Origin of the sequence: Bradyrhizobium sp. i1.15.2 (assembly GCF_040548425.1) — a bacterium.
In the GTDB taxonomy this organism is placed as follows: Bacteria; Pseudomonadota; Alphaproteobacteria; order Rhizobiales; family Xanthobacteraceae; genus Bradyrhizobium; species Bradyrhizobium canariense.
The window spans coordinates 16,826-43,417 of record NZ_JBEPRQ010000015.1; the positions used below are offsets into that span (position 1 = coordinate 16,826).

Annotated in this window: 22 protein-coding genes and 2 tRNA genes; 6 read left to right on the forward strand and 18 right to left on the reverse strand. The window is 59.7% G+C overall.

What is annotated here, in order from left to right; all coding sequences use genetic code 11:
• The first annotated feature begins 279 nt into the window (after positions 1-279).
• Together ABIB80_RS24430 and ABIB80_RS24435 are read left to right on the forward strand one after the other, a co-directional pair.
• Entirely contained in the window at positions 280-699 is a 420-nt protein-coding gene (locus tag ABIB80_RS24430) for a hydantoinase/oxoprolinase N-terminal domain-containing protein (RefSeq protein ID WP_354128654.1), read from the forward strand.
• An 81-nt stretch (positions 700-780) separates the two neighbouring features.
• A complete protein-coding gene (locus ABIB80_RS24435) occupies positions 781-1,218 on the forward strand; it encodes a helix-turn-helix domain-containing protein (RefSeq protein ID WP_354128588.1) in 438 nt (145 codons plus the stop codon).
• Between the two features lie 1,044 nt (positions 1,219-2,262).
• Here the strand turns inward: ABIB80_RS24435 and ABIB80_RS24440 are convergent.
• Positions 2,263-2,337, reverse strand: a tRNA-His gene (locus ABIB80_RS24440).
• A gap of 13 nt (positions 2,338-2,350) precedes the next feature.
• Here ABIB80_RS24440 and ABIB80_RS24445 point away from each other — a divergent pair.
• Positions 2,351-2,542 (forward strand): hypothetical protein, encoded by a 192-nt coding sequence (locus ABIB80_RS24445; RefSeq protein WP_354128589.1) that lies wholly within the window; start codon positions 2,351-2,353, stop codon positions 2,540-2,542.
• On the opposite strand, the gene ABIB80_RS24450 is transcribed toward ABIB80_RS24445, so the two are convergent.
• On the reverse strand, positions 2,537-2,821 hold the full coding sequence (locus tag ABIB80_RS24450; protein ID WP_354128590.1) for a hypothetical protein: 285 nt from the start codon (positions 2,819-2,821) through the stop codon (positions 2,537-2,539). The two genes, ABIB80_RS24445 and ABIB80_RS24450, sit on opposite strands and share 6 nt — an antisense overlap.
• 172 nt (positions 2,822-2,993) lie before the next feature.
• Positions 2,994-3,068: transfer RNA gene (locus ABIB80_RS24455), tRNA-Gln, on the reverse strand.
• A gap of 475 nt (positions 3,069-3,543) precedes the next feature.
• Between ABIB80_RS24455 and ABIB80_RS24460 the strand changes: the two genes are divergently transcribed.
• Together ABIB80_RS24460 and ABIB80_RS24465 are read left to right on the forward strand one after the other, a co-directional pair.
• On the forward strand, positions 3,544-3,933 hold the full coding sequence (locus ABIB80_RS24460) for a hypothetical protein (protein WP_354128591.1): 390 nt from the start codon (positions 3,544-3,546) through the stop codon (positions 3,931-3,933).
• Positions 3,930-5,255 (forward strand): hypothetical protein, encoded by a 1,326-nt coding sequence (locus tag ABIB80_RS24465; RefSeq protein WP_354128592.1) that lies wholly within the window; start codon positions 3,930-3,932, stop codon positions 5,253-5,255. Before ABIB80_RS24460 ends, ABIB80_RS24465 begins: the two co-directional genes overlap by 4 nt.
• Before the next feature lie 738 nt (positions 5,256-5,993).
• On the opposite strand, the gene ABIB80_RS24470 is transcribed toward ABIB80_RS24465, so the two are convergent.
• From ABIB80_RS24470 to ABIB80_RS24535, 14 genes are all read right to left on the reverse strand, one after another.
• Complete coding sequence (locus ABIB80_RS24470) at positions 5,994-7,556, reverse strand: PAS domain-containing sensor histidine kinase (protein ID WP_354128593.1); 1,563 nt, start codon at positions 7,554-7,556, stop codon at positions 5,994-5,996.
• 823 nt (positions 7,557-8,379) lie between these two features.
• Positions 8,380-10,407, reverse strand: coding sequence for a methyl-accepting chemotaxis protein (locus ABIB80_RS24475; RefSeq protein ID WP_354128594.1), 2,028 nt, complete (start codon positions 10,405-10,407; stop codon positions 8,380-8,382).
• A gap of 305 nt (positions 10,408-10,712) precedes the next feature.
• Positions 10,713-11,972 carry a Glu/Leu/Phe/Val family dehydrogenase gene (locus ABIB80_RS24480; protein ID WP_354128595.1) on the reverse strand — a complete coding sequence of 420 codons (1,260 nt, stop codon included), beginning with the start codon at positions 11,970-11,972 and terminating at the stop codon, positions 10,713-10,715.
• A 409-nt stretch (positions 11,973-12,381) separates the two neighbouring features.
• Complete coding sequence (locus ABIB80_RS24485) at positions 12,382-13,779, reverse strand: NAD(P)(+) transhydrogenase (Re/Si-specific) subunit beta (RefSeq protein WP_085349147.1); 1,398 nt, start codon at positions 13,777-13,779, stop codon at positions 12,382-12,384.
• A 42-nt stretch (positions 13,780-13,821) separates the two neighbouring features.
• Positions 13,822-14,139, reverse strand: a complete 318-nt coding sequence (locus ABIB80_RS24490; RefSeq protein WP_007596278.1) for a proton-translocating transhydrogenase family protein — start codon at positions 14,137-14,139, stop codon at positions 13,822-13,824.
• Positions 14,140-14,150: 11 nt separating this feature from the next.
• Positions 14,151-15,278 carry a Re/Si-specific NAD(P)(+) transhydrogenase subunit alpha gene (locus ABIB80_RS24495; protein WP_354128596.1) on the reverse strand — a complete coding sequence of 376 codons (1,128 nt, stop codon included), beginning with the start codon at positions 15,276-15,278 and terminating at the stop codon, positions 14,151-14,153.
• A gap of 1,110 nt (positions 15,279-16,388) precedes the next feature.
• Positions 16,389-17,171 carry an SDR family NAD(P)-dependent oxidoreductase gene (locus tag ABIB80_RS24500; RefSeq protein WP_354128597.1) on the reverse strand — a complete coding sequence of 261 codons (783 nt, stop codon included), beginning with the start codon at positions 17,169-17,171 and terminating at the stop codon, positions 16,389-16,391.
• Positions 17,168-17,488, reverse strand: a complete 321-nt coding sequence (locus ABIB80_RS24505; RefSeq protein ID WP_354128598.1) for a RedY/HapK family protein — start codon at positions 17,486-17,488, stop codon at positions 17,168-17,170. Before ABIB80_RS24505 ends, ABIB80_RS24500 begins: the two co-directional genes overlap by 4 nt.
• Before the next feature lie 271 nt (positions 17,489-17,759).
• Entirely contained in the window at positions 17,760-18,815 is a 1,056-nt protein-coding gene (locus tag ABIB80_RS24510) for an LLM class flavin-dependent oxidoreductase (protein WP_354128599.1), read from the reverse strand.
• 31 nt (positions 18,816-18,846) lie between these two features.
• On the reverse strand, positions 18,847-19,509 hold the full coding sequence (locus ABIB80_RS24515; RefSeq protein ID WP_354128600.1) for an oligopeptide/dipeptide ABC transporter ATP-binding protein: 663 nt from the start codon (positions 19,507-19,509) through the stop codon (positions 18,847-18,849).
• The gene (locus tag ABIB80_RS24520) at positions 19,506-19,718 is read right to left on the reverse strand and encodes an ABC transporter permease family protein (RefSeq protein WP_354128601.1); all 213 of its coding nucleotides are present in this window, start codon (positions 19,716-19,718) and stop codon (positions 19,506-19,508) included. The genes ABIB80_RS24515 and ABIB80_RS24520 overlap by 4 nt, the downstream gene beginning before the upstream one ends.
• A 28-nt stretch (positions 19,719-19,746) precedes the next feature.
• On the reverse strand, positions 19,747-21,372 hold the full coding sequence (locus tag ABIB80_RS24525) for an ABC transporter substrate-binding protein (protein WP_354128602.1): 1,626 nt from the start codon (positions 21,370-21,372) through the stop codon (positions 19,747-19,749).
• Positions 21,373-21,563: 191 nt separating this feature from the next.
• Positions 21,564-22,298 (reverse strand): GntR family transcriptional regulator, encoded by a 735-nt coding sequence (locus ABIB80_RS24530; protein WP_354128603.1) that lies wholly within the window; start codon positions 22,296-22,298, stop codon positions 21,564-21,566.
• 304 nt (positions 22,299-22,602) lie between these two features.
• Positions 22,603-24,123, reverse strand: a complete 1,521-nt coding sequence (locus ABIB80_RS24535; protein WP_354128604.1) for a porin — start codon at positions 24,121-24,123, stop codon at positions 22,603-22,605.
• 328 nt (positions 24,124-24,451) lie between these two features.
• Between ABIB80_RS24535 and ABIB80_RS24540 the strand changes: the two genes are divergently transcribed.
• On the forward strand, positions 24,452-25,006 hold the full coding sequence (locus tag ABIB80_RS24540) for a MarR family winged helix-turn-helix transcriptional regulator (RefSeq protein ID WP_354128605.1): 555 nt from the start codon (positions 24,452-24,454) through the stop codon (positions 25,004-25,006).
• A 196-nt stretch (positions 25,007-25,202) separates the two neighbouring features.
• On the opposite strand, the gene ABIB80_RS24545 is transcribed toward ABIB80_RS24540, so the two are convergent.
• Positions 25,203-26,408 carry an alpha/beta hydrolase family protein gene (locus ABIB80_RS24545; protein WP_354128606.1) on the reverse strand — a complete coding sequence of 402 codons (1,206 nt, stop codon included), beginning with the start codon at positions 26,406-26,408 and terminating at the stop codon, positions 25,203-25,205.
• Positions 26,409-26,592: the final 184 nt, after the last annotated feature.

Below are 26,592 nucleotides of genomic sequence, written 5' to 3' on the forward strand. Positions count from 1 at the left end.
GCTCGACGACTGAGGGGGCGAGCTGATCACACGCATAAAAGCTTCTTATCGAAGCCTTGCAAGATCTTCCAACTAGAACAGACGATTGTCTTTCGTTGCACCGGACCGCGACTGTTACCCTACAATTTGCAGGTCAGCATTTGCGAATACGACATGGTGGGTACGAGACACGGTGCATTGGACGCCTGGAAATCGCAGAGCTAATGCAAGAATGCTCCCACAAATGGGAGATGAACTCCATTTATAGTTCGACTGCCCGGAGCTCATGGTTTTTACAAAATCTCCGCCCCGGGCTCGCGTCATGAGGTCGCCGCCGTTGGCTACAACTTCCGGCGTCTCCTCCGGTGGCTCAAGGCGGCCGGCATCCCGCTCGGCGACATCAGCTATCTGATGCACGACACGACGACCGCGACAAACGCCCTGATCGAGCGGAACTACCCGGCCGCAGCGTTCATCACGACAAAGGGCTTCCGCGACACGATCGAGATCGGTCGCCAACACCGAAACTTCTTGTACGACCCCTACCAGTTGAAGCCCGAGCCTCTGATCATTGTCGGCGCATCTCAGAAATCTGAAATTACCCAATGTTCGAACCGCGTGAACAACTGCTTCAGATATCCGACGTCTCCCGGCGCGCTGGTGTGTCGGTTTCAACGATCCGGGTATGGGAATCCCAGGGACCTTCTATCTCCGGCCTAGACGGCTTCGGGCAGACGAGCCTATCGGCAGTCGGACGTCGGGACCGCCATCGTCATCAAGCGCATGCGAACGGTGGTAGGAATGACGATCCCCGAGATGAAGACCACGTTTGCGTCCATGCCGCGCGACGATGCCGAAGAGTCGTCCGTGGAGGAAAGCGAAACGCAGTCCGAATTTGGTGCCGAGCTGCGGCGGCTGCGATTGGCGCGCAAGCTGACGATCAGGGCCGTCGCGGAAGCGCTCGACATCCATGCGTCGCTGTTAGCTTCCGTCGAGAAGACATCGCTCGGGGTCGACATCCCTTTGCTGAAGCGCCTGGCATCGTTTTACGAGGTGACCACTGGAGCAGATCATGGGCGTCGAGCCGACCGCGCCCGACCGAGAGATCGTTACGCGAGAACAGGGGGCTGCTCCAAGACTGGCTACCTGACTGCGGGGGAAGTCGACGCCGAGCTCGAGCGGCAGGCCAACTATCAGGATGACGTCAGGCGCGAGGAGCGACGGAGGCGGCGCCAGTAGTTCTGGCGCAAGGTCACCTACCCGATCCGCTGACCGGTCTTCCGTCTGCTCGAGCGGGTCCGGCCGCGCAAGGCGCTGAGTGTGCTGCACGACGACGAGATTCCGTTCTGACGAGAGAGAACGACGATGAGCCTAATGGATATGGACATGCTGACGGCAGCCTTCCGGAGTCACACGGCCGGAGAAAACAAATTCATTCGTCGCATGGTTATCGCCTGGCCGATATGTACGGAACAACCCCGCGCCAGCTGGTGCTTCGCTGCGAGCGATCGGGTTGCTGAAACCGGGCTCGTGGGATTGCTTCGTCGCCAACGGCGGGATCACGGCCGAATAGGTCGAAGAAGTCCGCGCAGGCGCGCGCTCATGATGGGAAAAGCAAAATGGACGTCACGTCACGGGTGACCTAGAGGCGGATCTCGTCCGTCGCTGGTACGAGAAGAACCGGGAAAGCTGGTGGGACCGAAACAAGCCGGGGATAATCGGCGCCGATCCCGATCGCGACGGCTCGCACGCAACGAGTTCATGCTCAGATTCATCGGCGAGGTCCGCCGCGTCGGCAGGCTCTCGGATCAAGAATTGGCAGCGGTGGCCGAAATCGAGCCGACATAGCCGGTTTTGTAAGCCGGTGTCTTACTACTAGACGACACTCCCCGAGAGGATCAGATGGTCGAGGAACAGACGTTCGATGCTCTGGAGAAATATTTCGGCACCACCGTTCACGGGTGGCCCTGCATCCCGCGGTAGCGCGCGCGGTGGTGGCAACGTCGAGCTCGCCGCGTCGACAGGCTCGTCGATGGCGCCCCCGCCGCGATCGGCCGCGGCCCCTACACAGCGGCGATGGGCCGCGTCTTCTGGGAGCAGGTCAGGTATGGCCAAGACGTCTACGAAGATGCCGGCGGCTATGACCGGCGGTGCTGGTGCGCCGCGTTTGGCCTATCATTCCGAGCTCCAACGCTCACCTACAGCGGCTATATGGCGGCCGGCAATAATCCGGTCTTTCTTGGCCTCGAACTGGCGGCAGGCGGCGATATGCCCGCTCTGTGATGGTACCGGCCCTCGGAGTCGAACCGAGATATCCGCGTTCACAACGCAGCGCTCGAACCATTGAGCTAAACCGGCGGGAGAAGAAGAGATGGCGACGAAAGAGCAGCGCGACGCTTCATCGGATATCATGAAGGCGGTCACCGCGCTGAACAACGCCCTGCCCCAAGCCCATCGCGTCGATTTATTCGTCGAGCTCCGGCACAACGCCGGGAGCGGCGGACGCAACGGTGCCTACTACGTCGACAAGATCGAAACCCGCGAAATGGTGCTGCCGTCATGACCATGATCGCAAGTGATCCTCGCCGAGTTGTATCGGCAGAGCGAAGCCAACAAAGGACCCGGAATCTACGTCGACAGCAGCGATCACCAACGGACGATGATTGATGGTTGGGTCGACCTGATCGCGCTCGTCGAGGCGATCGACAAACATGATACCGGCGCGTGCGTACCCAGCCTCTACCGGATGATGCCATATTCCCAGCAAGCGGGCGGCTATGTCGTTTTCCGGCACTGCTTCGACGTAAGCCGGTGCAGCCTCGGGGAAGGCGCGGGCGCGCATAGGGTGGCCTCATTCGTCACGGAGCAAGAAGCGACGGACTACGCGCATTACCGGAATGGTCCGATCGCGGCACACGGGCCCTGCCAGAGAGATTGGTCGCAGGCGCCGGGGTCGCGCCGGCCTAGTCAGACTTATGGGGTCCAACCCCCACCAAACCGAGGGCCTGCGATGATGGAGACGGGTGACGGAATCGAACCGACGTGATCGCCTTCAAAGTGCGACGTCCTAACCATTGAACGAGCCCGTCAGAATTGGTCCTGCCAGTCGGAGTTTCACCAACGAAGTCCAGCCGTGAAAGGGCCGTGGCCTTGATCCCAGCAGCTGGCAGGGAGGATGAAGCAGACGCCGACACGTTCAAGCCCATGCGCGAGATTGTGCCGAGCGTCGTGGATCGGTTTGCGGACGCATTCCGGGACGACCGCAGCCAGGACGATCTCTTCGGTTGGTCGCGACGTGCAGAAATTGCCAAGCGCGTTCAATTTCATGAACAATGTCCGGCCTTTTCCGGTACTCGGAGGACGTGTTCGAAGCGCGCATGAAGGACATCTATGACGACTGCATGGAGTTCGTCTGACCGAGAATGGCAGGCCTTACAACGCTGCGAACGAGGAGCACAACCCCTACTTCTTGACCCGTGAGAACGTCATCGAGCGCGTCAAGCAGCTTACTCCTTCAATTTCCTTGACGGCGCCTGGCTGCGCAACGTTCATCGCATGGGACCGATGGATGAGGTGAACTCGACGCTGTTCTCGATCTTCAACGAAGAACTCGGCGACGGCGAGGTCTCGCAGAAATCACGCAAACGTCTACCGCGACCCTTGCCATCCTTTGGCTTCTATCCGGCGCCGTGGCGAGTACCGCGTTCGCCTTCGATCCAGTTCCTGGATGCCGCCTTCGAGAGCGCCACATTTCAGCTCGGAATTTCAGAGTTTCCGAGCCTGTACTACCCCGAAATCATTGGCATGACGCTCTGGCTGGAATGGACTGCGCTCGAATTGCACCGAGCTGCCTCGATCCTCGAGAATGTCGGCCTCAGTTCCAAGTTTCATCGTCTCCACATCCTATCGAAAATGCCGAGGACGGACATGCAGGACAGATCCTTCGAGCGGTGAAGATCTATCTCCACAACGTCATGCTGCATCGCGGAGACGAGGCGGTGCAGGCGCAATGGTTTTGCATCTGGGATGGCTACGTCGCTTACGCCCTCACCTTCGTCATCCTCATGCAGCAGATCATCCATGTCCTCAGAGAGCCGCGCACCATCGAAGACCAGTTGCTCCAGTTGATCAGCGCGAAGAAGATCTACGGACAATATAACCACGGTACCAAAAAAATGGGCGGCGCACCGATCAACCAGTTCTTCAACGATCCGAAAGCGTTCCTCACTGGCCTGATCGAACATGGCTATATCGTGCCCGGCGATCCCGACGGAAGCCGCTTCTTCAAACTGCTCGAGTTTAAAGGCGCCATGTTCCGTGTATTCACCGAGGCCGAGATCAAGCTGTGGCGCGACTGGGTGCAGGACGAAGCACCATCTTTCAAGCAGCGTGACCGACAGCGGCCCAAATCCCTAGAAGAACGCCGCGTCGATGAGGCATGCCGCACCAAATTCAAATTCGTAGCGCAGATCGCCGGTGAGCGGTTTGGAAGCCTGAGACAAACCGCGTCGCCGCGGCGGGTGTTTCTTTGGCTTGACGGTATCGACAAGGCGCATCGCGCAGGAAACGGAAGCGCAAACGGAGCCTCGCCTCACAAGGAGCTGGACCAGGCCCGCGCAGTAATCACGAAATACGATACCTGGCTTGCCTGGGCGATGGTGCGCTCCGTCTATCACACGATGACTCCACTGCGCGTCACTGATCGACAGTCCGGGCAGGACAATCTCGTGAGGGCCCGATTGGACATTCGGGACGCATCCGACTTTTCGAGGCCGTCGGGCGCTTTCTGCACTTTCCCAAGGCGAAGCTCAATAGTTGAGCGAATGGCGAAGTGCTGTCCGAGTTGGAGGCCAGTCCGTTCGGTCAACTATTCGACGCAGTTCCCCCGGGCTGCGATGGCAACACCATTCGCACGTTGTTGTCGGCCTGGATCGGACAACGCATGCCACTGCCGAACGTCGCCGACGAGAACCCAAAAGCGCTGCGGCTGGAAGCGACCGTCGAGGAGGAGGAGTTTCATCCAACAGGTATCGCTCTCGGATATGGTGCAGTTCATTAGGACGGGCACGTGGTGGTTCAGCCGATCAAGACACTCAGATCAGCTTACTTACTTTGCTAGAAAAGACGGAGAACAAGACGAGGTGCAATGGATCGGTGTCCAGTTGCCGGGCGGAATTGAAAAGCTCGCCGCCAGCATCCGTCTCCGCAATCCCGACCAGACTCCGACGGAGCAATCGCTACCGGCGTGCCACCGGCGAGAAAGAATGGTAGCTTGACAACAAACCGCAATTAAAGGATCGATTGACACGACAGGCAATCTGCCCGATCTGAAACATTCTTTGCGTAAGCACCGCGTAAGCAGATCTCGGAGAGCGGCAGAGCAGTATCGGGTAGCGCAGGCACCCTTTCGGTGCTCGCCCGCCCGATACGCACAGCGCGAAGCTGCAGCGCGTTAGGCGTTTGCAATGGAAGGCTCAATTGAAGGCGTCCGAAACCGACAATTCCGTAACACTCTCTGCTTGGCTGCCTCTCGACCGTCTTTGTGGGAGGTGATCTAATATCTGGGAAGCCGAGACAGAGTTTGCGAGCGTTGAAACGGCCACAGCCGGTCAGCTGGGCACGTCGTTTGTGTCTCAGTGATTGCCGTTCGGATCTTATCGGGCTTGATTACATGATCCGCTAATATTCTTGTCCGGCCGACGATGGCTACCGGGACGATGGAGTGCCGCTTAACGCCCTTGGAGATTTCGCGATGATCGGTGGGAGTAAGGGCAACGGGCGCAGCTTATGCACTGTATAGACATAGCTCGGCTTGCGGATGCTTGGTTCTTCTGCGAGTGAGCGCAGATGTAATGCAATGATGTCGGAGTAAATGTGAATTGATGCAGTCGGCAGACTTTTTGCGGACGCAAGCGCTTCATTCATCGCAAAGAGATGTGCTGGAAAGGTTTACAGAGATTGCTCCACCAGGAGGTCTTACCTTCCCAGGCTCTGCAGCATGCTTGAGATTGAGCTCATGCTGCCACGTTTTGGCGTGGCCCCCCCTTAGAATGGTCGTCTTGCTTTGTAGGCAAGCTAAACTGGAACACCGCTCCCCGTGGTTCATTCGCGGTCACCCATAACCGTCCCCCGTGCGCCTCGATGATCGAACGACAGATGACCAACCCCATTCCCATCCCGTCCGGCTTGGTGGTGTAAAACGCCTCGAAGAGGCGGTTCTCGATGTTTGGGTCCACGCCTGGCCCGGTATCCCGCACAGATACCAGCGCGCGATCAGAGGCGTCGCTTGAAGTGCTAATCGTGAGCTCCTTGACGCCGTTTGCAAGAGAGCTCATCGCGTCCACGGCGTTCATAATAAGATTAAGAATCACTTGTTGCAGTTGGATGCGATCGCCTTCCACAAGTGGTAAATCCTTCGCGAAATCTTTCTGCAGAAGAAGTCCGTGCTCGAGGACTTCGCTCCGAGTGAGGGTGATCACATCAAGGACAGCGCGATTGAGGTCGAGGCTATCCTTGCGTGGCGGTGCCTTCTTCAGAAGTCCGTGAATTCGGCTAACGACCTCCCCGGCTCGTGCTCCATCGTCAGCGATCAGATCCAGGGATTGACGGACCCGCTGAAGATTGGGGTGATCGGCATCGAGCCAGCGCAAAGCTGCTTGGGCGTTCATGACGACCGCAGCGATTGGCTGGTTGACCTCGTGGGCAATTGAGGCCGTGAGTTGCCCCATGGTCGCGACGCGGTTGGCATGCGCAAGCTTCGCCTGCGCCAATCGCAAGGCTTCGGACGCCAACGCATAGTCTGTAAGATCGTGAAAGATCGAAAGGATGGCTTCCACCCGATCCGACTTGGAGTACAGGGGTGAATGGCTTATCGCGATATATCGTTGAGTATCAGGGTACGTGAACCAGTCGGCATATCTGACCTCTTCTCCTGCGAAACACCGGTCCTGTTTCGGCTTGACCGTCTGCTCAAAAACCGTGTTTCCCAAGACATCGGCCACGTGCATCCCGATCACATCCTTGGCCGATTTTCCTGTCATATGTTCGAAGACCGGATTAACGCGTCGGTACCGGTAGTCCCGCCCAATGATGCAGATTGCATCAGGGCAACGTTCGAAAACCAGCTGCGTCAGATGCTCGGCCCGTTTGAGATCGGTAACGTCCTGGACCACTCCGAAGAGGCTAAGAGGTCTGCCGGATGCGTCCCTAGTCAGGTCGGCCTGGCTGCTGACAAACCGCACCTCGCCATCGAGTCTGACTAACCGACAATTGAGAATAAAGCGAGGACCGCCGCGTAGCGTCTGGGCTATCGCTGAGCGCCAGATCGCACGGTCCTCCGGATGTAGCCGCTCGGTCACCTCCTCAATCGTAATGGTTCCCTCACGCGGCGCCAGATCGAAGATACGAGATGCTTCGTCCGAAAAGGTGATCCGGTCTGTTCCGAGATCGCCTTCCCAGTAGCCGACATGGGCAATGCGTTGCGTTTCTTCGAAGAGCTCCCCTCTGCGACGTATTTCCTTGGGCACCTCTTTAACGACGGGCGGAGGAGCGTGACGGACTAGTCGATGCCACAACATGATTGTCCCCTCCACACCATCGCGCACTAGAAGACGGGTAACCGATCTTACGGCCCTTCACGTCGTAGAGGAGTTGCAATCCCGTCGTGGATCCTCAACCTTCAGGTACATCCCGGCTTGGGCGAATAAGCCGTGCCATCGACCTTGCAGCTAACGCCAAACAGCACAGAGTGGAATTATAGCTAGGTAATTCAAAATGTTCAATCTCGCGCTCAGCGTTTACAGAGAATGCTCGTCCGTTGACAACTCTGGATCGCGAACGCGTCGGTTGCAGCGCACAAGGCGATACCTGACTCGGGGCAACTTCATCACGGCTTCGCTCCGCAGTTCCTGACGCCGCTCACAGTTCGCAGGCAAGAGCCGGACTGCGGAATTTGATCGATCGAGGGCTGCCGGCAAGCACCATCGCGCGAACTCCACGACGACCGTTAGCTTGCAGCGAAATCGTCGGTAGGCTGCATCGCAGCCAAAAATCTATTTTGCAGGAACGCAAGGTCCAGCAGCCTCTTCCTAATGAACGAGGGCGCATCGTCTGCCAGATTCCGGATGATCCGGACCCGGTCCTTCAAGAATCGTTCATCCACGAAAACACCCATCGCCCTAAACGTCGATATTTCTGAGAGCGCAAGTCGTTAGACTGTTGGCTCACCCTGCGGAAAAGACAACGCAAGTATCACATTTTCGATAGCCGGGGTCGAGCAGATATACGCCAGCGCACAGCAGGGGTGTCTCCGCGGCGATTTGGTCTTGCTGATCATCAGGTTGCACTGACTGTTCCTGCGCAAGGGACATTTCGCTTGTCGACCGTTGTGCGATAGGCATCTCATGCCAGTCTCAAGGTTGCAAGAAAGCGGCTCAGTTCTGCCTGCAGCGCAGAACTGCTCGTGGATAACGCCCGCGCCGATTGCAGGACATCACTTGCAGCCGTATCCGTGCTCGCGGCGCCATAGGCGACCTGGCTCATTCCGCTGGCAACCTCCGAGGTTCGGGCGACGGTCTGCTGGATGTTCTGCGCGATCTCGCGCGTTGCCAGGAGCTGCTGTTCGACAGACTCCGACACAGCTCCTGAAATCCGCGAGATGCGGTCGATCGTTGCACTAATCGAGACGATTTCGTTCACCGATTGGCGGGCGACCGACTGCATCGAGCCGATTTGCGCGGCAATCTCCGAGGTGGCATAAGAAGTCTGATCCGCCAGAGCCTTGACTTCCTGCGCGACCACCGCAAAGCCGGTGCCGTATTCGCCCGCACGTGCCGCTTCAATCGTTGCGTTGAGGGCAAGCAGGTTGGTTTGGCGTGCCACTTTCGCAATAAGCCGAACGACGTCGCCGATCCGTTCGGCCGCTTCAGTGAGCTCGGACATCTGCCTGTCAGTCCGCGCCGCCTGTCGGACCGCCTCCAGCGCAATTTTCGAGGATTCCTGCACCTGCCGCCCAATTTCGGAGGCGGAGGTCATCATCTGCTCCGTCGCGGCAGCAATGAGCTGGATGTTGGAAGAGGCGCTGTCGGATGCTGTCGAGATGTGGCTCGAAACGCCGGTCGTGTGCTTGGCCGATTGAGCAAGGCCAAGAGCCGCGCATTCAAGCTGGCAAGAGGCGTCAGCCACCGTCTGTATGACGTTACCGACGGCCGCCTCGAAGGCATCAGCAAGCCGCACGAGCTCCGCGCGGCTTCGCTCGCCCTGCAGGCAGTCGCGCTCCAACTGTTCGGCAACGTCGCGCTGAGCCTTCTGGTGCATGCCGTGCTTAAAGTCTTCGACCGCTCGTGCCATGTCCCCGATCTCGTCTTTGCGGTCAAGCCCCGGCAGAACAATCGCGAACTGACCGGCACCAAGCTGACGCATGGCCGCCGTCATTCGAGAAATGGCATCACCAATGCGATGGCCGAACAGCAGGGCAAAGGTCGCGACCATGCCCATCGCGCCAGTAACCGGCCAAAATAAGAGATCGCGGGCGTTTGTCGCCCGCAAGCCAGCCGCTGCGCTTCGGCCATCGGCTTCTGCGATCGCCCGTGCCAATGCCGGTCGATGGCTGCCATAAACCTTTGCAATATCCTCCATCTCGTCGTTCAGCGATTGTTGCACGAACATGAAGGCAGAAAAGCCGGCTTGATAGGACTTAAGAAGACCCTCAAGTTCCGTCCGAATGGCCGAGGAAACATCTGAGGTGGCCAGCAGCCTGGCGAACTCGGCGCCAGACTTGTCGAAATCCTGGCCGTATTTCTCGTCGCCGTGCAGCATGAAATCTTTCTCGTGCCCACGCATTGTCTCCATGAGCGCGGTCATCCTTGGCTGGTCCAGCTCAGCAAGCCGCTGTTGCAGCTGAAGCTCGGCCGCGCGGAGCCCGCCCTGAAGCCCCTGGTCGCCGTTGAAACCAAGCGCGCGCTCGGTCGAGACGATGTTTTGAAAGCGCGCGGCGTAGAGGTCGATCCCGCTGCGCAATCCGGAGGAGCTCTTGAGAGGGTCGCCCTCGGGCAATTGGGCCGCAGAGGCTTCGATATCGCCGAGCAGCGTCACTTCTTGCTTGAGCAGCTCGGCATGACGCTCGATCATTGCCTCGTCACGCCGGCGCAGGAATTCGGTCGTCACATGTTGCGATTCCAGAAAGCTCTGCGAGAGCGCCGCAAACCGGTCACGAAAGCGAGCGGCCTCGTCCGCATCACGCTGGACCTGCGCTGCGTAGTTCAGCCCGACCAGACAGACCGCACCGGTCGCAATGACCGCGACAATGCCAAGCAGGCCGATCTTAACGCGTAATGAGGCACCGAATCCCGGGCTGGCAGGCAGCTTGAGCAAGCGCCACGATGAGGTGCGCTTGAAGGAGAGCGCGCGAAGTGTGAGAGGTGAGAACAATGCTTTCTTTCCTACTAGATGGCGCATGGCTTTGCCGAGCCTGCGGCCGATTGGAAAACTCGTAAGACTCAAGACAGTCACTCAATGTACAAAAACCGGCCGCTGCGGTTGTCGGCAGCGGCCCAGCCAAGTCTAGGGCGAATTGGCAGACATACTGGTCTACCAGCGGATCGGGTGTATCGAGCTCGCAAGGAAACGCATCAGCGCGAGGGCACAGGCTAGATTGGAGCAGTTCATTCGTGTGGCTCGGTTAGCGACAGCGATATCGGCCCGCAGCGGTGGCAGGCGAAAGAAAGACGAAGCTGTTACGGAAACAGTCCGCGTGTTTCCTTGGCACCGCGAACACGCTCGCCCCCTATCGCCATGGCTGCGGTGCGATTGAACAACTTTTCACGTTTGCTTCGCGCCAGGACACGATCGAATGCACGATCCAGGAGCTGATACTCGCGGCGCATGACTTCCTCCTCCTCCCAGAACAATCGCTGAAGGTCCTGCACCCATTCAAAGTAACTGACGACAACACCTCCCGAATTGCAGAGAATATCGGGAATGACGAACACCTCGTCCTGGCGTCCCTCCAGGATTCTATCGGCTTCCGGTGTGGTGGGTCCGATGGCGCCTTCGGCAAGGATCCGGCAGCGCAGCCTACCCGCCATTTCGGCGTCGATGACCCGTTCGACGGCGGCCGGAACAAGCACGTCGCACGGCAGGGTCAAGATCTCTGCGGAGTCAAGAGCAAGCTCGTTGGAGTAACCGTCAAGGCTCCCTTGCGACGCTGCGTGCCGGACCAGTTGGGGTATGTCGAGACCCCTAGGCCGGTAGAGCGCCCCGGTGTGATCGCTGACCGCAATCACCTTCACTCCCATGTTGTGCAGCTCGAGCGCGGCAATCGAACCGACATTTCCAAATCCTTGAACGACGGCCGTCGAGCCATTGAGGCGGATTTTGAGCTCGTCCGCAGCGCGCCTGACCAAATGAGCCACACCCCGGCCTGTCGCTTCACGACGACCGAGCGTTCCACCGGCGCTGACCGGCTTGCCCGTCACGATCTCGGTGACGGTCTGGCCCTGATACATCGAGTATGTGTCCATGAACCAGGCCATGATCTGTTCGTTTGTCCCGAGGTCTGGAGCCATAACATCGGTGTGCGGCCCAACAAATGGAATCATTTCCTGCATATAGCGGCGCGAAAGCGCCTCAAGCTCGGGCTTCGACAAGGTCGAGGGGTCGACGTTGATTCCGCCTTTGGCCCCGCCATACGGCAACCCGACCAGAGCACACGTCCAGCTCATCCAAATGGCAAGCGCTGCAACTTCGCCAAGGTCAACTGTTGGCGCGAACCTGGTGCCACCCTTTGTCGGGCCAAGCGTCAAATGATGCTGAACCCGGTAGCCCTCGAAAACCGCAGTGGTGCCATCATCACGGTGAATCGGGCACGACACTGTGACAGATCGCTTCGGCAGCAACAGGCGCGGTCTCGCGTCATCCGGTATGCTCAGATAGTTCGCGATCACCTCGAATTGCTTTACGGCCATCTCAAACACTGGCCCACGGTATGCAGTCACGCTAGCTCCTCAAGCTGAATATGAAACATTGAATGCTCATGCATCGGGACGCTTCGTGCTCTGAAGCGTGATGCGAATTCCAGAGGCGGACATAGTCGCCTTCACCGCAAGAGCGCATCTTGTGCTCACGCCCAGAACAAGACCAATCCAACGAAAGCGAGATTGACGAGGGCGGCCACGATCGCCAGCAACCAAGTCGTCGCAGGCGAAAGGTCAGGAGCATCTTGCGGTTCAGGGATCACAAGGGGCGGGGGCGGCATCTGAATGTCTCCTGGGTTGCAGCGGATCGAGCAAGCGAGATGAAAACGCCTCACGGCTATCAGGGGGAGCCGATTGATAAGCCCCGTCGCGCCGGCGCCGGGGTTGTGCAACAATCGATACGCCCCGAACCATATTGAGCCCCTTGCGGCTACATCGCCTTGACGATGTTCTCGGTGACCTTCTTGGCGTCGCCGAGCAGCATCATGGTGTTGTCGCGATAGAACAGCGGATTGTCGATGCCGGCATAGCCCGAAGCGAGCGAGCGCTTGATGAACATTACGGTGCCGGCCTTCCAGACCTGGAGCACCGGCATGCCGTAGATCGGCGAGGTCTTGTCCTCTTCGGCCGCCGGATTGGTGACGTCGTTGGCGCCGATCACGAAAGCAATGTCGGCCTGCGCGAATTCGGAGTTGATGTCCTCGAGCTCGAACACCTCGTCATAGGGCACGTTGGCTTCGGCCAGCAGCACGTTCATGTGGCCGGGCATGCGGCCGGCGACCGGGTGAATGGCGTATTTCACCTCGACGCCTTCCTTCTTCAGGATGTCGCCCATTTCGCGCAGCGCATGCTGAGCCTGCGCCACCGCCATGCCGTAGCCGGGCACGATGATGACCTTCTGCGCGTTCTTCATGATGAAGGCGGCATCGTCGGCCGAGCCGAGCTTGGCCGGCTTCTGCTCGCCGCCGCCACCGCCGGCCGCCGCGGTCTCGCCGCCGAAGCCGCCGAGGATGACCGAGATGAAGGAGCGGTTCATCGCGTGGCACATGATGTAGGACAGGATCGCGCCGCTTGATCCCACCAGCGCGCCGGTGATGATCAGCGCGGAATTGCCGAGGGTGAAGCCGATGCCGGCCGCGGCCCAGCCCGAGTAGGAGTTCAGCATCGAGATCACGACCGGCATGTCGGCGCCGCCGATCGGGATGATCATGAGCACGCCGAGCGCCAGCGCGATGATGACGATCAGCCAGAAGTCGAGCGCGCTGCCCGTCATGACCAGCCCGACGATGAAGACGACGAGGGCGATCGCGAGCGCAATGTTGATGATGTGACGGAACGGCAGGATGATCGGGGCGCCGCTCATCCGCGCGGACAGCTTCAGGAACGCGATCACCGAACCGGTGAAGGTCAGCGCGCCGATGGCGACGCCGAGCGACATCTCGACCAGGCTCTGCGGATGGATGTTGCCGGGGCTGCCGATGTCAAAGGCCTCGGGTGCGTAGAACGCGCCGGCGGCGACCAGCACCGCAGCCATGCCGACCAGCGAATGGAAGGCGGCGACCAGTTCCGGCATCGAGGTCATCGGCACGCGGCGGGCGATCACCGCGCCGACGCTGCCGCCGATCGCGATGCCAAGGATCACGAGGATCCAGGCGAGGCCGTCCGCCGGCGGATGGCTGGCGAGCGTGGTGGCGACCGCGATCGCCATACCGATCATGCCGAAGAAATTGCCCTGCCGCGATGAGGCGGGGCTGGACAGCCCGCGCAGTGACAGGATGAACAGCACACCTGCCACGAGATACAGAACTGCAGCCAGATTGGCGTTCATCTCAGGTCCCCTTTGTCTTCGTCACCCCGAGGTGCACGCCGCTCACTTCACCTTCTTCTTGTACATCGCCAGCATGCGCTGGGTGACAAGGAAGCCGCCAAAGATATTCACGCAGGCGAAAATGAGCGCGATGAAGCCGAAGCCGCGCGCCCAGCCCGAGCCGCTCGAGATCATGCCGACGCCGACCGCGAGCAGCGCGCCGACCACGATCACCGAGGAGATCGCATTGGTGACGCTCATCAGCGGCGTATGCAGCGCCGGGGTCACCGACCACACTACGAAATAGCCGACGAAGACGGCGAGAACGAAGATCGACAGCCGGAAGACGAAGGGGTCGACGACTTGTGCAATATGCTCCATGACGGCTCTCCTTACGCTTTCGGCTGGAAGTTCGGGTGGATGACGGCGCCGTCTCTGGTCAGCGCGGTCGCCTTGACGAGCTCGTCGTCCCAGTTCACGGCCAGCGCCTTGCTGGTCTTGTCGATCATCGTTTCGATGAAGTTGAACAAATTGCGCGCGTAGAGGCTGGAGGCCGACGCCGCGACGCGGCCGGCGACGTTGGTGTAGCCGACGATCTTGATGCCATCGACCTCGGCGACCTCGCCCGCCTTGACGCCTTCGACATTGCCGCCGCGCTCGACGGCGAGATCGACCAGCACCGACCCCGGCTTCATCGACCTGACCATCTCGGCCGTGACGAGCCTCGGCGCCGGCCGGCCCGGAATCAGCGCAGTCGTGATCACGATGTCCTGCTTCTTGATGTGCTCGGCGGTAAGCGCGGCCTGCTTGGCCTGGTATTCCTTGGACATTTCCTTGGCGTAGCCGCCGGCGGTCTGGGCGTTCTTGAATTCCTCGTCCTCTACGGCGAGGAATTTCGCACCGAGCGATTCGACCTGCTCCTTGGTAGCGGGCCGGACGTCGGTCGCGGTGACGACGGCGCCGAGACGGCGCGCGGTCGCGATCGCCTGAAGGCCGGCGACGCCGACGCCCATCACGAACACTTTGGCGGCGGGCACCGTGCCGGCCGCGGTCATCATCATCGGGAAGGCGCGTCCGAAGGCCTCGGCGCCTTCGATTACGGCGCGGTAGCCGGCGAGGTTGGCCTGCGAGGACAGCACGTCCATCACCTGCGCGCGCGTGATGCGCGGCATCAATTCCATCGCGAAGGCGGAGACGCCGGCATCGGCGATCGTCTTCAGCGCGGCCTCGTTGCCGTAGGGGTCCATGATGGCGATGACCAGCGCGCCGCGCTTGTACTGCGCCAACTCGGAGGCTTTAGGGCGCTTCACCTTGATGATGATATCGGCGTCCTTCAGCGCGTCGGCGCTGACGGTGGCGCCCACGGCAGTGAATTCGGAGTCCGGCAGACCCGACTTGAGGCCGGCGCCCGGCTCGACGGCGATCTCGGCGCCCAGCGCCTTGAACTTCTTCACCGTATCCGGCGAAGCGGCGACCCGCGGCTCCGACGGATCGATTTCCTTGGCAACGGCAACCTTCATGAAACCTCCCGGCGAGTGCCGCCTGTCTTCGTGCAATGGTCTTCCGAGTGCAGGCCCGCGGAACGGCCGAGTTTATTTTTGGTGATTACCTGTCCGCACTGGGGATAAGCTCGTTTGCTGGACTCTATTACGTGCCCGGCGCGCTTCCTAAAGACGCCGAGCCTTTTAAGCTCTAGCGGCGCAGCGCCGCTTTTCTACTCGACGCGATCTGCCAAATCGCAATGGAGCTCTCAGGCCGCTGGTCCGAATGGAGAGACAATGTTGCCAGCGCGGCATTCCGTACGCGGACTATCCCGCCCGGGCCAAGCCGGGACACCGACCATCGCGCCACGCCTGAATCGAAAGCTCGCTCACTCGTTACCCATAATCAAATGAGGATTGCGGCGGATGAACCTCAAGGTCAGGCGCCCTGCCGCATCCAGCTGCCGATTGCACCTCACATTGGATCCCCGCCCCATTGCATTTTGCCTCGCATCTGCGCGCAAGCTAGCACTGCGAAGGTCTCGTTTCTCGGCGATCTGACTGCGTTTGCTGGATAGTTGCGGTGGAATCCGCCGCAAGATTGGAGATGAGCGAAACATTTCTGCAAGATGCGATGGATAGACAGACGATCGAATCAAGTTCGTACAGCACCTGCAGCGAATGTCGCGCGCTCGTGGCGCAGCCAAGAAGCGGAAAAGCGCGTGGCGCAGCACACGTGTCCATGCCGCTGCAAGGGAGCCGAGGACATTACCCTTCACCCTTCTCCCTGGAATGAAAAAGGCAGGGCCATCGCCGTCAGGGACGGAGCCGAAGGAGTTCGGCCAAGACAGCTCTCACCGTCAGCCGCCCGCCCCGGCACCAAGTCAGCCCGATCACCGGTTGCGACAGAGCTATCTGGGATTGGCTGTCTCTCACCGTAAGACTCAGGCATGAACGCGCCTGACCCAAAGGCGGCCATCCGCGTTGCACCATTTTGTTGCTTAGGCGTGTCGATAAGCGATCGAGCTTCGTCACAGGGCAGGACAGGCCTGGAGGACCACGAGCGGCCGGACACCGGACGTCAGCAAAGGGCCGGGAAGGCCAGCGGTCCCTCAAACCAAGGAATGGATTTTTGCCCGCGGCGGACACTCAATCAGTCGTCGTGACGTTGAGTTTCAGAGTGCGCGGCAGCGATCTTCCGCCATCCATGACAATTGACTGCCCCGTCACCGTGGAAAACTCCGATGCACACAGAAGCGCCACCATACGGGCGACCTCCTGTTCCGTAACCAGTCGTGCCAGCGGCGTTTCCTTGACGACCGTCGCCTTGTCGTGGGTCATCGCGTCGGTACGCTCGCTGGCGATCTGGCCGGGCACGATCGCATTGACCGTGACAGCGGGCGCAAATTCAAGCGCGAGGCACTGCGTCAAATGGATCAAAGCCTCCTTGGCAAGGCCATAGACCGAATGCGACCTCGCATAGGCCGAGGTTGCGCTCACATTGATGATCCGGCCCCAGCCCATTCGCTCCATGCCAGTGATGGTGCATTGAGCGAGCTGATATGGTGTCCTTAGATTCACCGTCATGACCGTCTCCCACTCCGACAGGGGGAGTGACCGAAACGGCGTATCCGAATACGGACCCGCATTGTTGACCAGGATGACCACGGCTCCCAGTCGCTCCGTCACGCGGCATACGAGCGCTGCCGCCGCTTCTGGATCTCTGAGGTCAACCGGAAAGACAGCCGCTTTTCCACCGATCGCGGCGATGCGGGCGACAATGCTTTCTGCTTCACTCAAAGAACGCCGGCAATGCACTGCGACACGCGCCCCACGGCGGGCGAGCTCGACTGCGATTGCAGCGCCGGTGCCTGACGAGGAGCCGGTGACAAGGGCGACCTTGCCGTTGAGATCACATTCGCCAGCATTCATGGATCGATTCTCCTGGACCAGATGAACTTCAGCTTCGATTCGTCCAGATACTTGTTGTGTATCAGGTCGATGAGATCCTTGGCGGATGTGGCCAGCTCCGCCTCATAGGCTGCGCGATCGCTCACCTCGATGCGCTCGATGTAATCCCAGGGGCCGCCGTCGAACGGCACCGGATCCGTGAGGCGATGAATCCGATAACTGATGATCGTCTTCAGCTTTGCTGTAAACGGATAGTCGACTTCGCGCTCGAATCGCTCGTATTCGTCCGCATCGACCCCCGGCTTCAAGGCGGTCAGGATATAGACGACGGTCGTCATGAAGTGCTCCTCATCATTATTGCTCAGGGAGAAAGAGCGAGCTTTCACAACCTCAAGGCCACGCTTCAACCAGGAGGTTCTTAAATGTTGGCTCAGCGGGTGACGATAAGGTCCTGCTCAACGCCACGAGCGAGCCCATCATCTTGGCTCAGACCCGCCCCAAGCTGCACCCACCCCTCAGAGATATCGGCAAAGCTGTGCTTCGATCGTAGCGGCGCGACGGGGACCGCTCATAGCCAGCCACTCTCTTTTGCACCGAAGCGCACGAGGCTTATGCGCTCCGATCGCTGGCCTCCTTGGCGAGAGTCGCCTCGACCGCCGGCCAGACCTGGGTTCCGAAGCGCACAATGACGTCTTCGTAACTGATACCCGGAGCCGGAACGGGAAATATATTGAAGCCGGTGACGCCGGCGCGGCGAAGGTCAATGACGTGCTGGGTCACCTCTTCGACAGTCCCGCAGAGGGTGAGAGCGTCGACATGGCGGTCAGTCACGAGGGGAAAGAGTGGCGCGAACGGAGTGACCCCGGCAGCATAAGGGACCGGACCAATGGCTTCGACGACCTCATTCGGCAACGTAAGTCCCTGGGTCTGGAGCGTGTAGAACCGCGAAGTGGCTTGCGCAATGATCCGTGTCACTGAAGGCCGCAATATATCCCGCGCCTGCTTACCGTCATTGGCGATGCAGCAATCCAGGCGCGCGACAAGCTTGACCTCGCCCGGAGAACGGCCGGCCTTCATGGCTCCCTCGGCGACGATCGACGCGAAGGCCTTTGCTTCTTCAACAGATCCGCACCCTTCCATCATCACGCCATCGGCGACTGCGCCGCCCATTTTCTGGCCGAGTGGCCCATTGCTTGCAACGCGAACAGGGACACGCGCGCGTGGCGGGACGAAATTCAATCGGCCGCGCTGAAAACGAACGATCTCGCCCTGATAGTCGACCTCCTGCCCGGCCATCAGCTGACGGATCAGATCAACGGCTTCGCGAATGGCCAGCGGAGGCTTGCGCGGTTGGATCCCCAGCTCGGCGAAGCCGGAGACGCCCGCGCCGATCCCGAGAATGGCGCGGCCTTCCGAAATTTCATCGAGGGTGCCCAAGGCCATGGCGGTCAAAGCCGGGTGGCGCGCGAACGGATCGGTAACGCAGGGACCGAGATTGACGCGCGAGGTTTGTCCAGCCAGGTGGGACAGACACGCGTAAGTTTCCCGGTAGAAGCGCTCATCCGCAAGCCAGACGGTTTCAAATCCGCTCTCTTCGGCAAGCCTGGTACGAGCGGCAAGGCGGGACACCGATTGGTCGCCGAGCATCAACAATTCTATCGACATGAACGTCTCCGACAATTGCCTCCGGCCGCGCTCAAGCAGCTGATCCGGCCGAGAGGTGATGAAGAAAGGGCTTGCCTTGCCGCTTCGCCGATCCCGCGGCCAAGCTCCTGACCAGCCCACGCGTCCGATCCTTGACGACGCATGCGATCACGCCGAGGGGCGGCGGATGGGCTGGCCGATCGGCAGAGCGGCAAGAGCTGGGCCTTGCGAGCGCCGGTCTAGGCCTAATGAGACGGGCTTCGTTCGACTCATGTTTGCGTCTGTCGGGCCAAATGGCAGAGGACGTGATGAGCTGGCGCGATTTCCCGTCGCGGGACGGGCTCGGCAAGACCGCCTTGGCCAGCGGACAGCAAGCGCGAAGGCGACAGCCGACGTGAACGGCGGTCGGAGTTGGGATTTCGCCTTTTAAAGCGAAGCGTTCGCGCCGGACGTCCGGATCAGGAACGGGTAGCGATGACAAAAGCGCGCGCGTGTAGGGATGCGTTGGGTCGGCGAAGCTGGCCGGATCGCCTTCCTGGACGATGATGCCGAGATCCATGGCTCCGACACTGTGCGGGACACCAAACAGAGGACCAAGACGCACGCTCACCAACGTCAGCTCGCAGGTGACCGGCAGACCCTGCTTGACGTCAACCAAAACGGGACGGCCAGTCGAGGAGCTTCCGCCGAGATCTTCGTGGAGAAGAGCACTCATGTCTGCTCGTATTGCGCATCGAGTGGCTGATTCAGCCCCACCCTGTGCTGCATCTCCGCGACAGATTCGGGCATCGCCATCGCGCCAGTCTTCACGAGGGCGGGATTGCCGGGCAACAGATAGACGAGGAGAAAGCCGATGACGCTGACGCCGAGCAAGGTCGGCGCCAGCAGAGCTACTCGACGAAGCACGAAAGCGAGGAACGACATGGCCTTCTCAGCGCGTCCAGGCTGCTTTTCAAGCCAGCTTCATCTTGTCGAAGCGCTCGAACGAATCCCAGTACTTCGCAACGCCCGCGAGCTCAGAACGGGTCACCCTCGCCCAATTGTCGTACCAAAGCAGACCCCACGCCGCGTCATCCAGTAGAATCTTCTGCGCGTCCTTGACTGCGGCCATGCGCCTCGCTGAATCAGCCTCGCGGATATTCTCGTCGATAATCTTGTCGAGGGCAGGATTGGCGTAGCCCCCCTTGTTGGTCGCACTGGCTTTGCTGTGGAAGTTCCAATAGAGGTGATAAAATGGGTCGTTGATCCAGGACTGCCACGTTTCGATCGACAGCTCGTGCCCGCCGCTCGATGACAGCTGGCGGAAGGTCGCGTCGGGCTCCTTCTCGATGCTGACCTGGAATCCGATCTTCTCCAGTTCGCGCTGTATCCAAACCGCTGCTTGCTCATGCGGCGCATAGCCCACACGCACCGCGAGCTTGACCGGGATCGGCCCGGAGCCGAACCCAGCTTCCGCCATCAGTGATTTTGCCTTGGCGACATCATATGTGTACGGCGAGAGCGAACCATCATAGCCGGGCGTTTGAGCTGCGACCGGGCTTTTCATTTGTTCGCCATAGCCATAGAGCACGTTTGGGATGATCGCGTGGATCGGCATCGTGTAGTTGATCGCCTGGCGAACCTTCACATTATCGAACGGTTTTTTCTTCAGATTCATGCAGAGGAAATTGCAATTGGTATCGGGCAGAGACACGACATTGAGGCCCGGCTCGCCCTCAAGACTCTTGAGGTTCTTCGGCGACATCGAATTTGGTCCGATCACCATATCGATGGCCTTGCGCTTGAGCAGGAGAATCCGGTCCGCTTCATTCGCCGTCGATTTGATCACGATGCGCCTGAAATAGGGTGGCGGCCCCCAATAGCCCGGGGTCGCTTCCAGGACTACCTCGACCCCCGGTTCGTTTCTGACAGCTTTGTAGGGCCCAAGCCCGGCCGTATTGCGCTTGAGCCATTGAGCGGCCCAGGGGTCGTCGGCCGTCGCGTGCAGCTTGATCTCTTCGGGATCGAGAAGTGCGTTGTTGGACAAGGCCAGCACGTCGAGCAACATGGCACTTGGCGCCGGCAGGCTGATGGCAAAGGTGCTCTCGTCGCGAACCTCGAATTGATCGGCCTCTGTGACTCCGATCATGGTCGGAAAGATGAGCCGCATGTAGCCGGTGGATTGTAGCCCTCGGTCAAAGAGATATTTCACCGCGCTTGCATTCACCGGCCGCCCGCTGGGAAACTTCAGGCCGCGACGGATCTTGACGACAAGGGTTTTGTTATCGTTCTCATATGTCCAGCTTTCGCCGATCCCGCCTGTGAAAACACCGGGCTTGGACATCGCAAGGTTGGGCGATCCGCCAACCGGCTCCGCCCCCCAACTCAATACCGTATCGTAGATGTTTGCCTGAACGATATAAGCGCCGTCGGACTTGAACTGTGCCGGATCGAAAGAATCGATATCCGTGCCCCAGGCGACCGTGAGCGTCGGAACGCCCTGTGCATTTGCAGACCCGGTAACAAGGCCCGGCGTGAACATCGCACTTCCGCTCGCCGCCAGCTTGAGAAAATTGCGGCGTGACTGATTTCCAAACATTCAAGTCCCCCTGCGTAGATTGTGTGACGTGAACAAGCTCAAATGACGTGAAGGTGCACGAGTCTTCAAAGAGGCTCTCGCAAAGCAGCGGCCAGGAAGGTCGGTTCGCGTCCGTACAATCGACGATCGCGGAGATAAAGGTGCGATCCAGACGCGCGGCTCGGGACGAGGCATGAGCCGCTGCAGGATCCTCATACCGAGGCGTTTCCGCGCCTGCGTTTGGGAGTGGCGGCCGAGCGCTTCTTTTCAGGTTTGTCGATAACGCGCGAAAGGCAGTTGGCCGCCTGCATGATGTCATCGGTCACAGCCGCGCGGGCGGCGGGGCCGTCGCGATGCATCAGCGCGTCAAGAATGCGGCGATGCGCATCCATGGAGCGGCGCAGGTGTGCGGCGTCAGGCGCAACGAGTACGAAGCACGGGCCAATCAGAACCCAGAACTTCTCGACCGCACCAAGGATGATCGGGGCTTGAGCGATCTGATAGATCCGCCTATGAAATGCGAAGTTTGCCGATAGATAGGCCGGCACATCGATCGCATCGGCGGCTGCCTGGAGGCGATCGTAGAGTTGGGCGATCTCGGTATCATCGACCCCTGTCATGCGGATTGCTGCGCGTTCGGCGAGGAGCCCCTCAAGCGCTACCCGTGCGTCGCGCACGTCGCGCAATTGAGGTCCTGATAGGTGAACCACACTCAGCCGCGCCGTGTCGCTGAACTCGAATGCGCCTTCGGCCTGCAGGCGGCGCAGCGCTTCCCTCACGGGCATCGGGCTCGAACCCAGCGCGTCGGCAAGTCCGCGTATGGTCAGCCTCTGGCCCGGTGCGAAACGGCCGGCCATCACGCCATCACGCAAATGCCGGTAAACTTGATCCGCCATGGAGTCCCGGGCAACGGACGGCAGCGGCGGTAGCGGTTTGTTGTTCTTCACCTTCGCGGATCCTCCCAGATCTGATTCCAGATATGTGATCACAAATTCTGTTCTGCGTCAAATCGTGTGCTTGCGACGATCATTGGCCTGTTCGCTCGGCAACGCGGCAAGACTTGACGGGTCGTTCCGATCAACGCGAGAGAGCTCGATAAGGCGGCGAGCGGCGATGCACCTGATCTCGCCGTCCAGGGTATTCCGGCTCTGCTTAGAAAGACCTCCGGCGGGCATGCCGGAGGTCTCTTGGAGGTCAAAGTCGGTTCTAAAAAGCCTTTCTTTTCTCCTTCTTGCTCGTTGTTGAAGCGGATCACCAATTACGCTGGGCTCGCAGGAGCAAGCTTAGCGTGCTCTGGTCCTTTAGCTCGTAGGTGGCAGCGGGCTTGGCGATACCCGTCTGGGTCGGTAAGACCACGGTGCTGCCGGCAGCGTATTTCTGATCGAGCATGCTATAGGCCAGATCGGCAGAGAAGGTCAGGTTCTTGACCGGGGTCCAGCGCGTGATCACGCCGGCGACGGCATAGTTGAAGTCCGGATTGCAGCCGGTCGCGCCACTCGAGAGCGCAAGGCCTGCGACGAATGCACCGCAGATGTAATTTTTCGCCGTGCCGTTGTATCGCGCAGCAGCCCAAGCACCGTAGATGCCAGTGTTCCAGTAAGGATCCCAGTTATGGGTATAGCCGCCACGGAAGCCGTAGGTGGTGGTCAGCTCCTGACCGGAGCCGGTCACGAACACCGAGTCAGCGAGACCCGCAAGGCCAACGCTCTGGTAAGCCCCCGCGAGGCCCGAGCCTCCGTACATCGCGTAGGTCGTGGGCACAAGATCCTGGAAATTGTAGCGGCTTGCGCCATACGTATACACGGCCTGTACGTTGATCGTGTCACCCGGCCCCGTCGGAAGGTTCTTGATCGAGAGGGCCAATTGACCGGCCCAGCCCCACTTGTCGCCGGCATGACCGCTGGCTTCATCAGCGCCGTAATATGCGGCGTGATTGTCATGCGCTGCGACTGAGGCCTGGAACAGACCCCAAGCCTGATCGACGCGAAGCATGGCGACAAGGTCCGGAGAGCTTGCACCGGCAATGTCCTTGCTGCCGTACGCACCTGTTGCAAGACCCGCCACTGTCGCGCCGCTGACATTCCAGATGTTGGTCGTATAGTACTGGACCTGATCCTGCGCGGAGAACGAAGCCGTGATACCCTGGCCGAAGTCAGCGGTGTACGTGAATTGATTGACACCCGTAACCGCACCACCGCCGCCCGGCAGACCGTCGAAATTGTTCGAGGGGTAGTTGATCCAGGGCGTTGAGAACTGGGAGATGGTCTTGCCCATCGTGAACCCGGCGAACTGGATGAAGGCCAGATAGACACCAACCGAACCGCTGGCGACGCCAGTTCCGCCGTAAACTGTCGAGCCGTTAGCGGCGCCCGTGCCGGCACCGGTATAGCCACCCGAGCCCCAATCGAACACGCCATCGAAGAAGGTGCGAAGCATGCCGTATTCGGTCGCGGTGCGGGTATCGATCGTCAGATCTTCGCGAGCATTGGTGGAATAGTAGTTGCGCAGACGATTGCCAGCTCCGGGCGCACCATTCACCGCGCCTTGCGTGTAGATCGAGTTGGTGTTCAACGCCGCATCAACGCGCAGGTAACCTCCGAGCTTTATGCAGGTGTCGGTGCCAGGGATGTAGTAGAACCCCTGGCCGTAGAGAGAGCAGACTTTCACGTATTCGACCGGCCTTGCCTTGGCCGGCAGGTCGGCGCCGTGTGCATGACCCATCAAGGTGAGTACAGCGGCCGAACCGCAGAGCATTCGGTTAAACATCTTCATAAAAGCCCTCCAACATTTTCTGCGGCGGCCCTTACGGGCGGTCACCGGAGAATGATCCCAAGTTCACGACTGTTGCTTCTCGTCTTGCGAGCCTCGACGTCTTCGCCACGCACGAATGGATCGATCTGCTTGACGTGCGACCGAGGGCCGCCTCCGTCACGGCCTGGACATTATATAAGTAACTTATATATGCAACTGATATAAGCTGGCGAAGCTTTAGATCGGAGAACGTCGTGACATTCGAGCAACACCCACCACAGCCAAATGATTGCCGTGTCTTTCAAACCGGGTTAGGTAAGTTAACGAACTAATGAAGAGGAGGTCTCGGATGACGCCCCGAGATACGACCCGGCAGCAGCCCTCGCCCAGTGCGAAAGGTCAAAGGACAAGCAAACAGACCGCTTCGTCGGACCGAATCATAGGAGAAGTCGGTTGGGACATCGCGGCCATCAATGTGCATCTGGAGGACATCCGGCGTACGTGGGCAAAGGCGCTTGGCGTCAGCGGCCCTCAATGGCTGATCCTGATGGCGATCGCCGATCAGGATCAGGGAGCGGGCGTGTCCGTCGGGGATGTGTCTGCGAAGATCAACGTCCGCTCACCGTTCGTGACGGCAGAGACCAAGATGCTGGAAAAAGGCGGCTTCGTATCCCGCACCGCCTCTGCGGCGGATGGCCGGGTCGTCTTGATGTCGCTAACTGAAAAGGCACGTAAGGCGATAACAGGCCTTGCCGCCAAGCGCAGAAAGCTGGATGAGGCGATCTTTGCAGATCTCGGCCACGAAAGACTGGAAGATTTCAGGGAAGTGCTTTCGACCATTAAGCGCAGGATGGAGAAAGCGGCCCTTCAGCTCGAGCTGGATGCAAGCAAGCCTGACGTGTGAGCAACTGAGCACTGGAGCGCGTTTAGGCTCGTCATCAGCGAATACATGCCCATGGTTGGAGCGCGAGAGCGATTGATTCCAATCGTATTCGCGCTCTAGAGTGTTTTCGAGCGAAGTGGATACCGGTTCGAGTAAAGAAAACGGGTCAAAATAAGAATCTAGAGCCCCGTTCCGATTCCGTCGGAACGGAAAGGGCCTAGGCCCTCGAGGCGGTGCGCGTATCGTCGGCTGCGATCTGCCGAGAGGTTTTCACGCGGCTTTTTCGCGCTGGAATGGTAAGCGTCTCTTCTTTTCGATCCAGGCGCAGCTGGTCTGTCAGCCAATCGAATATAAACTGCCGACCAATGCTCGGATTGTCGAGTTGCCGGTGCGATGACCCGGTATCCTCGTCCTTGAAAATCTTCAGGTCCATCGGTACGCCGGCGGCGCGACAGTGCTCGTGCAACGCAGTGATATCTTCCTGCTTGGCGTAGTCATGCTCACCCATGACGACCAAGCATGGACACTTGATTTGGCGCGCAAGCTTGTAGGGCGGCGATAACCTTGTGCCTGAACCGAACAAGCTGGCGGCGACGTACCTGTGTTCGACATCATCCCAAAATCCTCCGTCGCAAACGGCGGCCGCCAACATCGTTTCGGTTGCAGCCACGCGCGTGGCAAGAGCTCCTCCAAGACCATCACCAATCAAGGCGATTCGCCTCGCATCGACGTCATCGCGGCTCAGCAGGTAGTCCAGCCAGCAGCGTAGCACTATACTTTGATGATGGACATGTCGATCCTGAAAGCACTCCATCTCTTGCGGCAAGTCGACAACGAGCAACGACACGCCGCTAGCAATGGCGTGAGACTGAAACCTCACCAAAAGGTCTTCCTTGGTATCCCTTTCATGTCCAATGACAAGGATCACTGGAGACTTGCGAGGCGCGGCCGATGAACGAATGAGATAGCCTTGGAGCAGGTTGTGCCCGACGCAGATCTCCAGCACCTCTCCACGCGGAGACAGCAGTTCCAGGAAGGCAGCGGCACATGATTGGGCAATGCGAGACAGTTCGGAAATTCTCGGGTCGCTCCCAACAAGAAACGCGGCTGCCGTGCGATAATAATTCAAGGCGCGCAGCCATTCGTTCGTCGCCGTCGCAAAGTGGCCATCTGCGTACGACAGCCGCGCGCGCCTTGCGATACGATCCGCTAAGGCCCGCCACTCACTCTGCCAGCTCTCGTCATCGCCGACGACGATCTTGGCCGCAACCATGAGGCACTCGGACACGAAGCTTGCGCCCTCTTGGGCATCTCCCAGCAGGCGTCTCAGCTGGGTGCTCTCCACCTCATAATCCGGCCAGTGGATCCAGCCGCCCGCGCCATATCTGGGTGAGCAGTGGACGCTTTTCGTCTGCCTTGGCATCAACCTGCCCCTCCCTGTTAAGCCGCACAGAACGCCTCTGTTCTAGCGCGGTTGATCACCCTTTTTCGTCCGGGCGCTGAATCGACACGTGACGACGTGTCATATGGTGCAGCGCGCGCTTACAAGTCATTTGCGTTGATGATCAGGCCGGAGAACACGGCCATGAGACCACTTGGCCGGATCG

What these genes read in the sequence shown, in the direction of transcription:
- ABIB80_RS24435 (WP_354128588.1), top strand. Translation starts at nt 781, where the DNA reads ATGACGATCCCCGAGATGAAGACCACGTTTGCGTCCATGCCGCGCGAC.
- ABIB80_RS24445 (WP_354128589.1), top strand. Translation starts at nt 2,351, where the DNA reads ATGGCGACGAAAGAGCAGCGCGACGCTTCATCGGATATCATGAAGGCG.
- ABIB80_RS24450 (WP_354128590.1), bottom strand. Translation starts at nt 2,821, where the DNA reads ATGCGCGCCCGCGCCTTCCCCGAGGCTGCACCGGCTTACGTCGAAGCA.
- ABIB80_RS24460 (WP_354128591.1), top strand. Translation starts at nt 3,544, where the DNA reads ATGGATGAGGTGAACTCGACGCTGTTCTCGATCTTCAACGAAGAACTC.
- ABIB80_RS24470 (WP_354128593.1), bottom strand. Translation starts at nt 7,556, where the DNA reads ATGTTGTGGCATCGACTAGTCCGTCACGCTCCTCCGCCCGTCGTTAAA.
- ABIB80_RS24485 (WP_085349147.1), bottom strand. Translation starts at nt 13,779, where the DNA reads ATGAACGCCAATCTGGCTGCAGTTCTGTATCTCGTGGCAGGTGTGCTG.
- ABIB80_RS24490 (WP_007596278.1), bottom strand. Translation starts at nt 14,139, where the DNA reads ATGGAGCATATTGCACAAGTCGTCGACCCCTTCGTCTTCCGGCTGTCG.
- ABIB80_RS24495 (WP_354128596.1), bottom strand. Translation starts at nt 15,278, where the DNA reads ATGAAGGTTGCCGTTGCCAAGGAAATCGATCCGTCGGAGCCGCGGGTC.
- ABIB80_RS24500 (WP_354128597.1), bottom strand. Translation starts at nt 17,171, where the DNA reads ATGAATGCTGGCGAATGTGATCTCAACGGCAAGGTCGCCCTTGTCACC.
- ABIB80_RS24505 (WP_354128598.1), bottom strand. Translation starts at nt 17,488, where the DNA reads ATGACGACCGTCGTCTATATCCTGACCGCCTTGAAGCCGGGGGTCGAT.
- ABIB80_RS24510 (WP_354128599.1), bottom strand. Translation starts at nt 18,815, where the DNA reads ATGTCGATAGAATTGTTGATGCTCGGCGACCAATCGGTGTCCCGCCTT.
- ABIB80_RS24515 (WP_354128600.1), bottom strand. Translation starts at nt 19,509, where the DNA reads ATGAGTGCTCTTCTCCACGAAGATCTCGGCGGAAGCTCCTCGACTGGC.
- ABIB80_RS24520 (WP_354128601.1), bottom strand. Translation starts at nt 19,718, where the DNA reads ATGTCGTTCCTCGCTTTCGTGCTTCGTCGAGTAGCTCTGCTGGCGCCG.
- ABIB80_RS24525 (WP_354128602.1), bottom strand. Translation starts at nt 21,372, where the DNA reads ATGTTTGGAAATCAGTCACGCCGCAATTTTCTCAAGCTGGCGGCGAGC.
- ABIB80_RS24535 (WP_354128604.1), bottom strand. Translation starts at nt 24,123, where the DNA reads ATGAAGATGTTTAACCGAATGCTCTGCGGTTCGGCCGCTGTACTCACC.
- ABIB80_RS24540 (WP_354128605.1), top strand. Translation starts at nt 24,452, where the DNA reads ATGACGCCCCGAGATACGACCCGGCAGCAGCCCTCGCCCAGTGCGAAA.
- ABIB80_RS24545 (WP_354128606.1), bottom strand. Translation starts at nt 26,408, where the DNA reads ATGCCAAGGCAGACGAAAAGCGTCCACTGCTCACCCAGATATGGCGCG.